This is a genomic window from Actinomadura meyerae (genome assembly GCF_900188445.1).
GTDB classification, from domain to species: Bacteria; Actinomycetota; Actinomycetes; order Streptosporangiales; family Streptosporangiaceae; genus Spirillospora; species Spirillospora meyerae.
This window is the reverse complement of record NZ_FZOR01000006.1, coordinates 14,006-29,020: the sequence shown is the minus strand read 5'-3', so window position 1 is coordinate 29,020 and position 15,015 is coordinate 14,006. Positions and strand designations below refer to the sequence as shown.

The 15,015-nt window shown below is 74.8% G+C and carries 12 protein-coding genes; 10 read left to right on the top strand and 2 right to left on the bottom strand.

Annotation, left to right across the window (positions count from 1 at the left end):
* Positions 1–44: 44 nt before the first annotated feature.
* Positions 45–1,412 carry a CPBP family intramembrane glutamic endopeptidase gene (locus CHF16_RS08490; RefSeq protein ID WP_143227915.1) on the top strand — a complete coding sequence of 456 codons (1,368 nt, stop codon included), beginning with the start codon at positions 45–47 and terminating at the stop codon, positions 1,410–1,412.
* 46 nt (positions 1,413–1,458) lie between these two features.
* Here CHF16_RS08490 and CHF16_RS08485 read toward each other — a convergent pair whose 3' ends face one another.
* Entirely contained in the window at positions 1,459–1,848 is a 390-nt protein-coding gene (locus CHF16_RS08485) for an NUDIX hydrolase (RefSeq protein WP_089325381.1), read from the bottom strand.
* Positions 1,849–1,931: 83 nt separating this feature from the next.
* Between CHF16_RS08485 and CHF16_RS08480 the strand changes: the two genes are divergently transcribed.
* From CHF16_RS08480 to CHF16_RS08465, 4 genes are read left to right on the top strand one after another with little or no spacing between them, the layout of a single operon-like run.
* Positions 1,932–2,579 (top strand): DUF6758 family protein, encoded by a 648-nt coding sequence (locus CHF16_RS08480; RefSeq protein WP_089325380.1) that lies wholly within the window; start codon positions 1,932–1,934, stop codon positions 2,577–2,579.
* 34 nt (positions 2,580–2,613) lie between these two features.
* Positions 2,614–3,480, top strand: coding sequence for a PHP domain-containing protein (locus CHF16_RS08475; protein ID WP_089325379.1), 867 nt, complete (start codon positions 2,614–2,616; stop codon positions 3,478–3,480).
* Between the two features lie 10 nt (positions 3,481–3,490).
* Complete coding sequence (locus CHF16_RS08470; protein WP_089325581.1) at positions 3,491–4,198, top strand: MBL fold metallo-hydrolase; 708 nt, start codon at positions 3,491–3,493, stop codon at positions 4,196–4,198.
* Between the two features lie 10 nt (positions 4,199–4,208).
* Complete coding sequence (locus CHF16_RS08465) at positions 4,209–5,075, top strand: RecB family exonuclease (RefSeq protein WP_089325378.1); 867 nt, start codon at positions 4,209–4,211, stop codon at positions 5,073–5,075.
* On the opposite strand, the gene CHF16_RS08460 is transcribed toward CHF16_RS08465, so the two are convergent.
* Positions 5,072–5,980: an oxygenase MpaB family protein gene (locus CHF16_RS08460; protein ID WP_089325377.1), complete on the bottom strand. Its 909-nt coding sequence runs from the start codon at positions 5,978–5,980 to the stop codon at positions 5,072–5,074. The two genes, CHF16_RS08465 and CHF16_RS08460, sit on opposite strands and share 4 nt — an antisense overlap.
* 131 nt (positions 5,981–6,111) lie before the next feature.
* On the opposite strand from CHF16_RS08460, the gene CHF16_RS08455 reads away from it, so the two are divergent.
* The 5 genes from CHF16_RS08455 (at position 6,112) to CHF16_RS08435 (ending at position 15,011) form a co-directional block, all read left to right on the top strand.
* The gene (locus tag CHF16_RS08455) at positions 6,112–6,570 is read left to right on the top strand and encodes a MarR family winged helix-turn-helix transcriptional regulator (protein ID WP_245868291.1); all 459 of its coding nucleotides are present in this window, start codon (positions 6,112–6,114) and stop codon (positions 6,568–6,570) included.
* Positions 6,567–8,006 (top strand): MFS transporter, encoded by a 1,440-nt coding sequence (locus CHF16_RS08450; RefSeq protein ID WP_218826591.1) that lies wholly within the window; start codon positions 6,567–6,569, stop codon positions 8,004–8,006. The genes CHF16_RS08455 and CHF16_RS08450 overlap by 4 nt, the downstream gene beginning before the upstream one ends.
* A gap of 28 nt (positions 8,007–8,034) precedes the next feature.
* Positions 8,035–8,328: a DUF1330 domain-containing protein gene (locus CHF16_RS08445; RefSeq protein WP_089325376.1), complete on the top strand. Its 294-nt coding sequence runs from the start codon at positions 8,035–8,037 to the stop codon at positions 8,326–8,328.
* A 432-nt stretch (positions 8,329–8,760) separates the two neighbouring features.
* Positions 8,761–14,580 carry a type I polyketide synthase gene (locus CHF16_RS08440; RefSeq protein WP_245868290.1) on the top strand — a complete coding sequence of 1,940 codons (5,820 nt, stop codon included), beginning with the start codon at positions 8,761–8,763 and terminating at the stop codon, positions 14,578–14,580.
* Positions 14,577–15,011 carry an acyl-CoA thioesterase gene (locus CHF16_RS08435; RefSeq protein ID WP_179271440.1) on the top strand — a complete coding sequence of 145 codons (435 nt, stop codon included), beginning with the start codon at positions 14,577–14,579 and terminating at the stop codon, positions 15,009–15,011. The genes CHF16_RS08440 and CHF16_RS08435 overlap by 4 nt, the downstream gene beginning before the upstream one ends.
* The last annotated feature ends 4 nt before the right edge of the window (positions 15,012–15,015 follow it).

Here is a 15,015-nt window from a genome sequence, read left to right as displayed (position 1 = left end):
GATTCGTCCCACGTACGCGAAGGTCAACGGGGAGGGGTCGAGCGTTGTCAGAACCTGGGGAGACCAACGGGTGGGCGCCCCCGGACCCCGCCCCTCCCGCCCCCGATCCCGACCCCGTCGCTCCCGCCTCACCGGAGCCGCCCGTCCCGCCGCGGGCGCAGCAGCCGTACGCGGCCGGAAACGGCCAGGGCTACGCGCCGGGCATGCCCTACTGGCCCGGGGCGCCCGCACAGCCCGACGGCTGGGGACAGGTGCAGCCGGACGGCTGGGGACAGGCACAGCCGGACGGCTGGGGCCAGGCGTACGGAACCGGCCAGTACCCGGCCCCTCAGTACGGCGCGTACGGCGCTTACGGGCCCGGCGCGTACTACGGGCCCGCGTACGGCATGCCGCCGACCAAGCGGTCCTGGACGGTGGCCCTGCCGCCGGACAGGCCGTACCACCAGGCGGCCCGGAACGAGGCGCACCGGTGGTGGCGCCCGCTGGTGGGCGCCATCTCGATCCTCGTGGTCGGGATGGCGGGCATGCTCGGGCTGATGATCGCCGGGATGGTCGTCCAGCTGGCGGCCACCGGGGACGCCCCCGACCCCGCCGCGGCCGAGGGCGACTCGATCTTCGGCAACAGCACCGCCGACGTCGCGTTCAACCTGGCGGCGCTCGCCCTGTTCCTGCCCGTGGTGTTCGGGGCGGCGTGGCTGGTCCAGCGGCGGCGGCCAGGCACCGTGTCGTCGGTCGCGGGGCGGCTGCGGTGGCGATGGATGCTGGTGTGCTGCGGCCTGGCGATCGCGTTCTGCGTCGTGTCCTACGGGACGTCGATCGTGGCGGCGATCATGATGGACGACCAGTCCGGCGGTGACGAGCACTGGGTGGGCTGGGGCGAGTTCCTGCTCCCGGCGATCCTGATCGTCCTGCTGGTGCCGTTCCAGGCGGCGGCGGAGGAGTACGTGTTCCGCGGCTGGCTGCTCCAGGCCGTGGGGGCGTGCACGCTGGAGAACGCCAGGAGCCGTATCGGGCAGGTGTTCAGCGCGGTCTTCCGCACCCCCTGGCCCGGCATCGTGCTGGGATCGGCGCTGTTCACGGCCGGGCACGGCTATACGAGCTGGGGCATCCTCGACATCTTCCTGTTCGGCGCCATCGCGGCGTGGCTGACCGTGCGGACGGGCGGGTTGGAGTGCGGCATCGCCCTGCACGTGTTCAACAACCTGATGGCGTTCCTGCTCCCGGCGGCCGTCGGCAAGCTCGACATGGAGCAGGGCTCCGTGCCCTGGCAGGTGGTCCTGGCGGACGTCATCCCCATGGTGCTCTACGCCGCGGTGGTGGTGCTGCTGGCGCGGCGCATGCGGATACAGCGGCGCACAGCGGGCGACGAGGTCCCGACCACGCCGGAGCCCGAGCCGCTGCCGGTGCCGTAGCGGCCCGCCTCACAGCCCGCCTCAGCGCCCGCATCACAAGCCTGCTTCAGAGGACGCCCCACTCGGCCAGCGCGTCGAGCAGCCCCGGCGTGACCGGCAGATCGGCGAGGTCGTCCGGACGCACCCAGGCCACGTCGTCGGCGTCGTCGCCCGCGCGGAGCGTCCCGCCGGTGACGGTGGCCGCGTAGTCGTGGATCTCGTAGACGACGCCCTCGGGCCCGGGGCGCTCGACCGTCCCGGCGAGGGCGCCCACGGCGACGTCCAGGCCGGTCTCCTCCCGCAGTTCGCGCGCGACGGCCGCCGGATCGTCCTCGCCGGGCTCGACCCGGCCGCCCGGAATGGACCACAGGCCCGCCCCGGGCGGGCGCCCGCGCCGCACCAGCAGCAGCCGCCCGTCGCCGTCGCGCACGATCCCGCCCACGCACCGTGTTCTCATGGCTCCATTTTGTCCCCCCTTTTCCCGGCGGCGACCTGCGCCGACTTGACGGGGCGGGACACGGCCGCGCAGTGTGGGTATCCATGAGGGCGGAGCCCATGTGCCCGCGCTGCTCGGGTCCGCTGAGCGCGCCGGGCCTCTGGTCGAGCGACTGGAATTGCGGTGTGCACGGTGCCGTGCTGCCGCGGCAGCCGTCCAAGCGCCCCGGCCCCGAGGGGCTCGCCGCCGTGCTGAGCGACGCGCGGGTCCCGGTCTGGACGCCCTGGCCCCTCCCGCCCGCCTGGCTCGTCACCGGATTCGCCACGGTCGGCGACGACCGCTCCGGCGCGCGGGCGACGGCCGTCGCCGTGTCCGGGCCCGGCCTGCTGCGCGGCCCCGCCGACATGCTGCTGATCGCCGAGGAGCCCGGCATCGGGCTCGGCGCCCACTACGCCGGGCTGGAGGGCTCCGACCCCGGCGAGGGGTTCAACGGCGGCCCGCCGCACGTGAAGCTCGACGTCAGCGGCCCCGCCGCGACGTGCGGGCGGTCGGTGCCCATGTGGGCGGTCGGCGACCGGCCCGACCGGGCCGTCTACGTCGGCGAGGCGATGGGGAACTGGCTGTGGGCGGTGCTGTGGCCCGCCGACGCGGGCGTCCTGATGCTGGAGAGCCAGAACCTCCTCGACCTGCGCGAGCCCGGGATGGAGATCGACCTCCCCTACGGCGCCTACAGCCCCCGGCTCGACGAATGACGCGGGCTTGACGAAAGACGCGGGCGGGCCGCTGATGCGCATCGACCTGCACTGCCACAGCGACGTGTCCGACGGCACCCGGCCGCCCGCCGAGGTCGTCCGCCGGGCGGCGGAGCGGGAGCTGGACGTCGTCGCGCTGACCGACCACGACACCGTCGCCGGGTGGGACGAGGCGGCGGCCGCCGCGCCGGAGGGCCTGACGGTCGTCCCCGGCATCGAGCTGTCCTGCCAGGAGGGCGGCCGCAGCATGCACCTGCTCGGCTACCTGTTCGACCCGGAGCACCCGCCGCTCGCCGCCGAGCTGGCCCGGATCTGCGACGACCGGGTGGCCAGGGCGCAGGCCATGGTCGACCGGCTCCGCGAGCTCGGCGTGGACGTCACCTGGGGGATGGTCCGGGCGCTCGCGCACGGCGAGGCGGTCGGGCGCCCGCACATCGCGCGGGCCATGGTCCAGGCCGGCGCGGTCAGGACGGCCGACGAGGCGTTCACCGAGGAGTGGATCGCACAGGGCGGCCGCGCCTACGCCGAGCGCTACGCCCTGGACCCGGAGCGCGCGATCCGGCTCGTCCGCGCCGCCGGGGGAGTGTGCGTGCTGGCGCACCCGCGCGCCCGCCGCCGCGGCTACGTCTTCGAGGACGAGGTGATCGAGCGCCTCGCCGGCGCCGGGCTCGCCGGCGTCGAGACCGACCACCCCGACCACGCCCCGGAGGACCGCGCCGCCCTGCGCGCCCTCGCCGCCGCGCTGGGCCTCGCCGCGACCGGCTCCAGCGACGACCACGGCGCGCTGACCGGCGACCGGCTCGGCGCGGAGACGACCGCCCCGGAGGCGTTCGAGCGGCTCGCCGCCGCCGCTTCCGGCGGTGATCCCGCCGTGCCGGAACGCGGCGGCGAAGCGCGGTAGGGTGCGTGGCGTGGACGCGCGCATCGAACAGGTGGTGACGTCGGGGAAGCTCACCCTGGACGACACCGAGTACGACGTCGATAACAACACCTACATCGTCGGCGACGACGAAGAGGTCATCGTGATCGACCCGGCGAACGACGCCGAGGCCATCCTCAAGGAGGTCGGCGACCGCGAGGTCATGGCCGTCATCCTGACCGACGGCAACGAGCACCGCCTCAGCGTGGTGCTCGAGGTCGCCGCCGCCGGGGAGGAGGACGAGGACGACTGGGCCCCGATCGCCATGCACCGCGCCGACCGGCTGCTGTGGCGCGACTACTTCGGCCGCCTCGCCAAGGAGGAGGACGACGAGGACGACGCCAAGGCGCTGCGCGCCCTCGAGCCCGACATCTGGCTGGAGGACGGCGGCGTCTTCGAGATCGGCGACGCCCAGCTGGAGGTCGTGCACACCCCGGGCCACACCCCCGGCAGCGTGTGCGTGATCAGCGAGCAGCTCGGCGTGCTGTTCTCCGGCGACACCCTGCACCGCGGCCGGCCCGGCTCGGTCGGCGGCGTCTACGAGGACCTGCGCAAGCAGCTCAACTCGATCGGCGCGCTGCTGACCCCGCTGCCGAAGGAGCTGAAGGTGCTCCCCGCGCAGGGCGAGGAGACCACCGTCGGCGACGAGGACGCCCGCTGGGAGACCTGGGGCTCGCTCGCCAACGAGTCCGACGACTGAGCGGCCGGGCATGGAGCAGCTGGGCTTCGACGGGATGCCCCAGCGGCTGTACACGTGCACGCCGTCGCGGTTGAACACCTGGCTGGACTGCCCCCGCCGGTACCGGATGACCTACCTGGACCGTCCGATGCCGCCGAAGGGCCCGCCGTGGGCGCACAACAGCGTCGGCGCGAGCGTGCACAACGCGCTGGCCGGATGGTGGCGGCTGCCCCTCGGTGAGCGCACGCCCGAGGCCGCCGGGACGCTGCTCGTCAGGGGGTGGCTGACCGACGGCTTCCGCGACGAGGAGCAGTCGGCGCAGTGGCGCGAGCGGGCCCGCGAGATGACCGAGCGGTACGTCGCCGGCATCGACCCGGCCGACGAGCCGGTCGGGGTGGAGCGCACGGTCGCGACCCGTACCGACCGGATCGCCGTCTCGGGCCGCATCGACCGGCTCGACGCGCGCGGCTCCGAGCTGGTCGTCGTCGACTACAAGACGGGCCGGCACGTGCTCACCGCCGACGACGCCCGCGGCTCCCTCGCCCTGGCGATCTACGCGGTGGCGGCGTCCCGCGTCCTGCGCCGCCCGTGCCGCCGCGTCGAGCTGCACCACCTGCCGTCCGGCGAGGTCGCGGTGTGGGAGCACACCGACGAGTCGCTCGCCCGGCACATGCGCCGGGCCGAGCAGATCGCCGCCGAGGCCGCCGCGGCCGACGAGGCGTACCGGAGCCGCGTCCCGAAGCCGCGGCCGGGCGAGCACGCGCCCCACGACGAGCTGTTCCCGCCGCGTCCGGGCAACCTGTGCTCGTGGTGCGACTTCGCCCGGCACTGCCCCGAGGGCCGGGAGGCCGCCCCGCGCAAGGAGCCGTGGGCGGCGCTCCCGGTCGACGTCGCCTAGGCCGGCGCGAGCTGCCGCCGGCTCGGCCAGCGGCGCGGGTCGCGGAGCCCGAACAGGCCCTTGCTCACGTCGTAGCCCTCGGCCGCGAGCCGCTGCCGGGACCGTTCGAGCATGTCGCGGGTGTTCTTCGCGAACGCGTAGTCGTGCACCTTCTCCGGCACGGAGTTCATCGCGAGCCGGAACGACCTGAGCGCCGCCGTCACCGCCGGCTGCGGCACCTCGGGCAGCGCCCCGTACATCTCGCGGGCCCAGTCCGGCAGCGAGTAGTAGCAGAGCGCGCCGAACGGGAAGTAGCCCGGCTTGCCCGGCGCGAGGAACTTCAGGTTCTCCGGCATCGTCGGCCACATCAGGAACCGGACGGTCTCCGCCGCCTCCTCGGTGACCCGCAGCCGCGGCCGCATCTCGGCGAAGAACGCCTCCATCTCGGCGACGCTGCCGGGGACGTCCTCGGCGTGCAGCCCGACGAGCGCCGCCGACGCGCGCTGCTCGTCCAGGTACCGGTCGGCCATCGCGGCGGTCAGCGGGAGCCCGGCGCGCCGCGCCACCTCCAGGTAGGAGTAGACCTCGGCGCAGTGCACCCACAGCAGCAGCTCGGGCTGGTCGAGCCGCTCCTTCCTGCCGGTGTCGTGGTTGAGGATGCGCAGGCTCCGGTGGATCTCGCGCACCCGGTAGGCGGCCTCCTCGACCTCCTCGGGGCTGCCGAACGTGCCGAGCCCGACGAAGTCGGACGTCCGCTGGAGCCGCCCGAACGGGTCCTCACGGAAGGTGGAGTTCTGCCAGACGCCCCACATCGCCATGGGGTGGAGCGCCTGGAGCATGAGGCTCCGCACCCCGCCGACCCACATGGACCGGTCGAGATGGACGCGCCAGGTGACGCTCTCGGGGGGCTGGACGGTCGCGGGCATTGACACACCTCCATGAGACAAACTCATGTAAGTGTGTCATTACCCCTCGCCGCCTGCGACACCACCCCCCCGTGTCGCCGTCCCGGGGAGATACATAAAGAATTAATATAAATCTGCTATGCTTCCTGGTCATGAGCCGCCGAGACGCCGCGCACGGCGCTTCCGATGACATCGGGTCGGCCCTCTACGACCTGGCGACCAGGGCCGTGAGGCGCCTTCCCCGGGACATGAGCCTGACGTCCGCCGCCACCCTGGCGACCCTGGCCAGGACCGGCCCGCGGCGGATCACCGACCTGGCGGCGGCCGAGGGCGTCACCCAGCCCGCGATGACCGCCCTGGTCCGGGTGATGGAGGAGTCCGGGCTGATCGAGCGGAAGGGCGATCCGTCCGACCGGCGGGTCACGCTGGTGTGCCTGACCGAGGCCGGCGCGTCGTACGTCCGGACGCGGCGCCGGGCGGGCGTCGACGCGTACGCGCGGTTGATCGACGAACTCACCGCTGACGAGGTCGGGGCCTTGGCGGCGGCCCTTCCGGCGCTGCGGCATCTCGCGGAGCTCGAAGCCCCCGCCCGAGACGAGTCGGGCCGGTGACCGCGGCCGGGGCGCATGACCGGCCCGCGAGCACCGCCTCGACGCGTGCCGAGGCGCGCCTGCTGGTCCCCGCCCTGATGTTCATCGCCCTGGTCGTGGCGGCGGTCGCCAGCCTCGGGGCGCCGCTCATCACCAGCGTGGCGACCGCGTTCCACGTCTCCCTCGACAGCGCGCAGTGGACGCTGACCATGCCCCTGCTCAGCGGCGCCGTCGCCACACCCGTCCTCGGCCGGCTCGGAGCCGGTCCGCACCGGCGGGCCGCGATCCTCGCCACGCTGGCGGTCGTCGTGGCCGGGAGCGCGCTCACCGTGCTGCCGCTGCCGTTCGGCTGGCTGCTCGCGGGCAGAGCGGCCCAAGGCGCCGGGCTCGGTCTCACGGCGCTGATGATGGGCGTGGCCCGCGACCACCTTCCCGAGGAGCGCGGCGCGTCCGCGATCGCCCTGATCTCGGTGGTCTCCATCATCGGCGCCGGCGTCGGCTACCCGCTGGCCGCGCTGCTCGCCGAGGCCGGCGGGCCGCGGGCCGCCTACGGCCTCGGCCTGCTCGTCACCGCTGCCGCCCTCGTGACCGCGTGGCGCTCCATGCCCGCGGCTCCCGGAGGCCGCTCCGCCCGCGTGAACACGGCCGGTGCGCTCGTCCTGGCGGGCGGGCTGCTCCTCGTCCTGCTGCTGGCCGGCGAGCGGAGCCTGTGGAGCCGGCACCTCGCCCTGGCGGTGACCCTTGCCGTCTCCGCCGTACTCCTGCTGTGCGTCTGGACCCTTTCCGAGCTGCGAACCGAGACGCCCCTGATCGACGTCCGGGCGGTACGGCACCCGGCGGTCGCCGGGGCGAACATCGCCATGTTCGTCGGCGGGATCGGCATGTACCTCCTGCTCACGCTCATCACCCGCTACGCGCAGACGCCGCACGACGCCGGCTACGGGTTCGGGCTGAGCACCTTCGTGGCGGGGCTGGTCCTCATCCCGTTCTCCGTGCTGGGGTTCGTCGCGGGCAAGCTCACCCCTCGGATTCGCGCACGGGTCGACGGCCCGCTGCTCCTGGCCGGCAGCGCCGCCATCGTCGGCGGCGGGTTCGTCCTGTTCGCGGCGGCCCGGTCCAACCTGGCCGAACTGCTCGTGGCCATGGGCGTGCTGGGCTTCGGCGTCGGCGGCTTCTCGGCCGCCATGCCCGGCGTCATCCTGGCCGTCACGCCGAAGAGCGAGACGTCGAGCGCCATGGGCTTCAACTACGTCGTCCGCAGCGTCGGGTACTCCCTGGGCAGCGCCATCGGCGGTCTGGCCTTGGCGGCCGGCACCGGCACCGGCCGCCTCTTCCCGGACGACGGCGCCTACACCACCGCGGCGCTGGTCGGCGTCGCCGCGATGGCGGTCACGACGATGACCGGCCTCGTCCTCGCCCGCCGGCGCCCACCCGAGACCGATCCGGTCGCGATCTAGAACATCGATCCCGAACACAGGAGGAACCGTGGCCAAGGGCTACTGGGTCAGTGTCTACCGCACCATCACGGACCCCGAGAGGCTTGCCGCCTACAACAAGCTCGCCGGTACGGCCGTCCGGGCCGCGGGCGGGCGGACCCTCGCCCGTGGCGGGCGGGTCGCGCCGTACGAGACCGGCGTCGCCGAGCGCGTCGTCCTGGTCGAGTTCGACAGCTTCGAGGAGGCGGTCGCCGCACGCGAGAGCGCGGCCTACCAGGAGGCGCTGGCCGTCCTCGGCGACGCCGTCGAGCGCGACTTCCGCGTCATCGAAGGTCTCGGCTGACGACCGGTGGCCATGCGGCACCCGGGGTGAATGAATTTTCAGCTAACCTTCGGCTTTTCCGTCGTCGCGCTGTGTGCCGCCGCCACCCGGAAAGCGGTCATCCGGGTATCCGGCGGGATGCGGCGCGCGCTACGCCGCAAACGGGTGCTCCCGGGTATGAGGGTGACGAGAATGGCGGCGGCACGGCCGAAAATTGTTAGTGACTTAGTACTTCGGCTGCTTGACGGGGTTCCGGAGGCTCCCTACAGTCGAGTAACTTACAGATTGATCTTGGAGTGGCGGGCCCGCGTGCGCGGCGTCCGCGCGCTCTGAGAATGGTCATTCACGGCTTCGCCGCATTCTCCCCACCCACGGCACGGAGTTCGTTTCGGCGTGCCCGGAAACGGTCCGCGCCGGGGCCGGGAAATGCGCAGGCGCATTGTGGGGTGCAATGTGAGTTCCAGAATCGCGATCGTCGGCATGGCATGCCGGTTCCCCGACGCCTCGTCCCCCGACCAGCTGTGGGACAACGTCCTGGCCGGGCGCCGGTCGTTCCGCCGCATCCCGTCGCAGCGGATCCGGCTGGAGGACTACTACAGCGCCGACCGGACCGCCGCCGACCTGATCTACATCACCGAGGCGGCGCTGCTGCGCGACTGGGAGTTCGACCGCGTCCGCTTCAAGGTCGCCGGATCCACCTTCCGCAACGCGGACCTGACCCACTGGCTCGCGCTGGAGACGGCGGCCGAGGCGCTGGCCGACGCCGGGTTCCCCGAGGGCCGCGGCGCGCCCGGTGAGACGACCGGCGTCCTGGTCGGCAACTCGCTGACCGGCGAGGGCATCCGCGCCGCGCAGATGCGGCTGCGCTGGCCGTACGTGCGGCGGGTCGTGGCGGACGCCCTCAAGGGCGACGTCGACCCCGACCGGCTGGCGACGCTGCTCGCGGAGCTGGAGCACTCCTACAAGGCGCCGTTCCCCGTCCCCGACGGCGACTCCCTGGCGGGCGGCCTGTCCAACACGATCGCCGGCCGGATCTGCAACCACTTCGACTTCAACGGCGGCGGCTACGTCGTCGACGGCGCGTGCGCGTCCTCGCTGCTGTCGGTCATCACCGCGTGCAACGGGCTGGTCTCCGGCGACATGGACCTCGCCGTCGCGGGCGGCGTGGACATCAGCGTCGACGCCACCGAGCTGATCGGCTTCTCCCGGGCGGGCGCTCTCGCCGTCGACGAGATGCGCGTCTACGACCAGCGGTCCGCCGGGTTCTGGCCCGGCGAGGGCTGCGGCATGGTCGTGCTGATGCGCGAGGAGGACGCGGTCGCCAAGGGCCACCGCGTGCACGGCTTCATCGACGGCTGGGGCGTGTCGTCGGACGGGGCGGGCGGCATCACCCGGCCGGAGACCGACGGGCAGCGGCTCGCACTGGACCGCGCCTACCGCCGCGCCGGGTTCGGCCCGGACGAGGTCGCCTACTTCGAGGGGCACGGCACCGGCACGGCCGTCGGCGACGCCGCCGAGCTGGAGACGCTGATCGAGGCGCGCCGCGCCGCCGGCGGGTCCGCCGCGCCCGCCGCGGTCGGCTCGATCAAGGCCAACATCGGGCACACCAAGGCCGCCGCCGGCGTCGCCGGGCTGATCAAGAGCGTGCGGGCGGTCGGCGCGGGCGTGCTGCCGCCGACGACCGGCTGCGAGCGCCCCCACCCGCTGCTGGACGAGGCGGGCGACGCACTGCGCGTGCTGCGCAAGGGCGAGGCGTGGCCGGAGGGCGCGCCGCTCCGCGCGGGCGTCAGCGCGATGGGCTTCGGCGGCATCAACACGCACATGGTGGTCGAGGCGCCGCGGCCCGCCCGCCGCGCCCGGCTCGGCGCCCGCACCCGCACCCTGCTGAACTCCCCGCAGGACGCGGAGCTGTTCGTGCTGGACGCCGACTCGCCCGCCGCGCTCGCCGAGCGGGCCACCGCGCTGGCGCCCGTCGCCGAGGCCGCCGCGCGCTCGGAGCTGCCCGACCTCGCCGCGCACCTGGCCGGGAGCCTGGACCGGAGGCCGTGGCGCGCCGCCGTCGTCGCGAGCACCCCGGCGAAGCTCGCGGACGCCCTGCGCCGCGTCGCCGAACTGGCCGAGGTGGGGGAGCGGCACATCGACCCGGCGTCCGGCGTGTTCGTCGGCGGGCCGGGCGAGCAGCCCCGCATCGTGTTCCTGTTCCCCGGCCAGGGGTCGGGGACCCGCTCGGACGGCGGTGCGCTGCGCCGCCGCTTCGAGACGGTGGACGAGCTGTACGAGACGGCCGCGCTGCCCGCCGGCGCCGACCAGGTGGAGACCGCCGTCGCCCAGCCGCGCATCGCGACCGCCTCGGCGGCCGGGCTGCGGGTGCTCTCCGCGCTCGGCGTGGAGGCCGGCGCCGCCGTCGGGCACAGCCTCGGCGAGATCACCGCGCTGCACTGGGCTGACGCCCTCGACGAGGAGGCGCTGCTGCGGATCGCGGCGGCGCGCGGGGCGACGATGAGCGAGCTGGCCGCCGGCGACGGCGCGATGGCGAGCATCGCCGCCGGCGCCGCCGCCGTCGCCGACCTGCTCGCCGAGCAGGACGACGGCGTCGTCATCGCGGGCCACAACGGCCCCCGGCAGACCGTGGTGTCCGGGCCGGTGGACGGGCTGCTGCGCGTCATCGGCCGCGCCACCCGGGCGGGGCTGCAGAGCGTCCGGCTGCCGGTGTCGCACGCGTTCCACTCGCCGCTCGTCGCACCCGCCGCCGAGGCGTTCGAGGCCCGGCTGCGGGACGAGCCGCTCGCGCCGGTGCGCCGCCAGGTGTTCTCCACGGTGACGGGCGAGGCGCTGGCGGCCTCGACGGGGCCGGAAGCGCTGCGCGACCTGCTGCGGGAGCAGATCACGGCGCCGGTGCGGTTTGCTGATGCGCTCGCTAATGCCGCCGGAGGCGCGTCGGGGGGTGCGGGGGGTCGTCCCCCCTCGGACAACGGGGCGGCCGACCTGCTGATCGAGGTCGGGCCGGGGCAGGTCCTCACCCATCTCGCCCGGGAGATCACCGGCGTGCCGGCCGTCGCGACCCGCACCGACGAGGACTCCCTGGCCGGGCTGCTCGGCGCGCTCGGCGCCGCGTTCGCCGTGGGCGCGGGCGTCCGCGTCGGCGAGCTGTTCGCCGACCGGCTGATCCGGCCGTTCGACCCGGAGACCGAGCCGGGGTTCATCGCGAACTTCTGCGAGATCGTCCCGGAGGTGGACGCCGCGCTGCTCGCCGACGCGTCCGCCCGCGCCGCCGCGCCGGGCGCGGCCTCCGGCGGGGACGTCCCCGAGGAGGTCGGCACCGATGACCCGCTGCTGCTGATGCGGACGCTGGTCGCGCGCCGCGCGGAGTTCCCGCTGGAGGCAGTCCAGGCCGACAGCAAGTTCCTGGACGACCTGCACCTCAGCTCCATCGTGGTGTCGGAGCTGGTCGGCGAGGCCATGCGCACGCTGGACCTGCCCGAGACCGCGGCCCCCACCGGCTACGCGACCGCCACCCTCGGGCAGGTCGCCGAGACGCTGCAGGAGCTGGTCGCGACCGGCGGCGCCGGGGCGGAGGACGCCGAGGCCGCCGCCGCCAAGATCGTCCCGCCGGGCGTCGGCCCGTGGGTGCGGGCGTTCGCGGTGGACCGCCGCGAGACGGCGGTGCCCGGCCGGGCCGCGCCGCGCTCCGCCGGTTCCTGGCGGGTCGTCGGCGACCACCCGGCCGCGGGGGCGCTGCGGGAGGCGCTGGAGGCGGCGGAACTGGGCGAGGGCGTCCTGGTGGTCGTCGCGTCCGGCACCGACCGGCTCGCGACGCTGCGGGCCGGCGCCGACGCCGTCCTCACCGGCAAGGACGTGACGCGCTGCGTGATCGTCCAGGACGGCCCCGGCGCGGCCGGGTTCGCCAAGACGCTGCACCTCGAGGCGCCGTGGGTGGCGACCACGGTCGTGACCGTCCCGCTCGGCGACCCCGCCGCCCCCGGCCTGGTCGCGGCGGACGCCGCCGCCACGAGCCGGTTCCGGGAGGTGATCCACGACGGCGGCGCCCGCCGCGAGCCCGTCCTCGCGCCGGTCGATCCGCACGGCACCGACCTGCCGCTCGGCGCGGACGACGTGCTGCTCGTCACCGGCGGCGGCAAGGGCATCTCCGCCGAGTGCGCGCTCGCCCTGGCCCGCGAGAGCGGCGCGCGGCTCGCCCTCGTCGGCCGCTCGGACCCGTCCGGCGACGCGGAGCTGACCGCCAACCTCGAACGCATGGCGGCCGCCGGGGTCACCGCCCGCTACCTGCGCGCCGACGTCACCGACGCCGCCCGCGTCGCGGCCGCCGTCGCCGAGGCGGAGGCCGAGCTCGGCCCGGTCACCGCCGTCCTGCACGGCGCGGGCGGCAACGTCCCGAAGCTGCTCGAAGAGCTGACCGACGACGACTACGCCCGCACCATCGACCCCAAGGTCGCCGGGCTGGAGGCCGTCCTCGCCGCCGTGGACACCGCCCGGCTCCGGCTCGTCGTCACCTTCGGCAGCATGACCGGACGCGCGGGCCTGCGCGGCGAGGCCCACTACGCCGTCGCGAACGAATGGCAGAGCGACCTGGTGGAGCGGCTCGCCGCCGAGCACCCGCACTGCCGGTTCCGCGCCGTCGAGTGGTCGCTGTGGTCGGGCGTCGGCATGGGGGAGCGGCTCGGCTCGGTCGAGAACCTGTCCCGCGCGGGCGTCACCACGATCACCCCCGACCAGGGCGTGGCGATGCTGCGCGCCCTGGTCGCCGACCCGGACGCCCCCGTCGTCGCCGTCGTCACCGGCCGGTTCGGCGAGATGCCGACGGTCTCGTTCGGCACGGGCGAGCCGCCGCTGCTGCGCTTCCTGGAGCGGACGCGGGTGAACTACCCCGGCATCGAGCTGGTCGCCGACTCCGAGGTCGGCTGGGGCAGCGACCCCTACCTCGCCGAGCACGTGTTCGGCGGCGGGACGGAGGCCGTGCTGCCCGGCACCGTCGGCATGGAGATCATGGCGCAGGCCGCGGCGGCGCTGCTGGAGCTGGACGCCCCGCCCGTCATGTCCGGCGTGGAGTTCCTGCGCGCGATCGCGGTCCCGCAGGACGCGACGGTCACCGTCCGGGTCGCCGCGCTGCGCACCGGGCCCGGCAGCGTCACCGCCGTCGTGCGGTGCAGCACCACGAGCTTCCAGGTGGACCACTTCCGCGCGGTCTGCGAGGTGCCCGCCGGGACGCCGAAGGGCACCGGGCTCGTCCGGCAGGACAACGCCGCGCTGCCGCCGATGGCGATCGACCCGCAGACCGAGCTGTACGGGCCGATGCTGTTCCACGGCCCCCGGTTCCGGCTGATGGGCGACATCCGCCGCGCCGACGCGCGGCACGTCACCGCCCGGCTGCTGCCGGACACCCGGGTTCCCTGGTTCGGCCGCTACCTGCCCGCCACGCTGCTGCTCGGCGACCCCGCCGCCCGCGACGCCTACATGCAGCCGCTCGCGCTGTGCGCGCCGACCGTCCTGGCGATCCCGGCGGGCGTCGAGCGCCTGGTCCCCGGGCCGAACGCGGGCGCGACGGCGGCGTTCGTCCACGCCCGCTACCGGCTGGACGGCGACTGCTGGGACATGGACGTCACCGACGAGGACGGCGAGCTGATCGAGACCTGGGAGGGCTTCACCACCCGGATGGTGGAGAAGTTCCCGCTGCCGGCCGGATGGGTGCCCGCGCTGCTCGGCCCCTACATCGAGCACGCCCTCGTCGCGTTCGGCCTCGCCGGGCGGGCGGTCGTCGACACCGACCCGGACGGCGGGCGCCGCGAGGCCGCCGAACTGGCCGTCCGGCGGCTGCTCGGCGGGGACGTCGTGCTGCGCCACCGGCCGGACGGCAAGCCGGAGGCGAGCAGCGGCGACACCGTCTCGATCGCGCACTGCTCCGGCGTCACGCTCGCGTCCAGCACCCCCGGCTGCGACCTGGAGCTGGTCACCGCGCGCGACCGCGACGCCTGGGCGGGCCTCCTCGGCGCGGACGGGCTCGCGCTCGCCGACGCCCTGCACGCCGACGTCGACGACGACTTCGACACCGCCGCGACCCGCGTGTGGGCCGCGGGCGAGTCGGCGGTGAAGGCGGGGCTGCCCGCCGGGACGCCGTTCGTCCTGCACTCCACCCACGAGGACGGGTGGGCCGTGCTGGCCGCCGGGGACGCCCGCGTGGCGACCATGGCGACCGGGATCCGCGGCGTCGCCGGACCCGTCGTCCTCGCCGTGCTCACCGGGGAGGCCGCGGCGTGAGGGGCTACGAGTACCGGCACATCGTCACCATCGAGGACACCGACCTCCTCGGCAACGTCAACTACGTCAACTACATCAGCTGGCAGGGCCGCGCCCGCGAGCTCTGCCTGCGCGAGTACACGCCCGACGTCGTCGCCGGGTTCGGCGACGGGGTCCGGCTGCTCACCGTGAGCTGCCAGTGCGAGTACCTCCGCGAGCTGACGATCTTCGACGAGGTGGTCGTCCGGATGACGCCGGGCGAGGTCGGCCAGACCCAGATGACCATGAAGTTCGAGTACTGGCGGCAGCGTCCGGGCGGGGAGGAGCTGGTCGCCACCGGCGAGCAGCGCGTCGCCTGCGTCCGGCCCGACGCCGACGGCAACATGGCGCCCGCGCGGCTCCCGGAGTCGATGCGCCGCCTCGTCGACGCCGTGACGGCCGGCCGCCGGTGAGAGG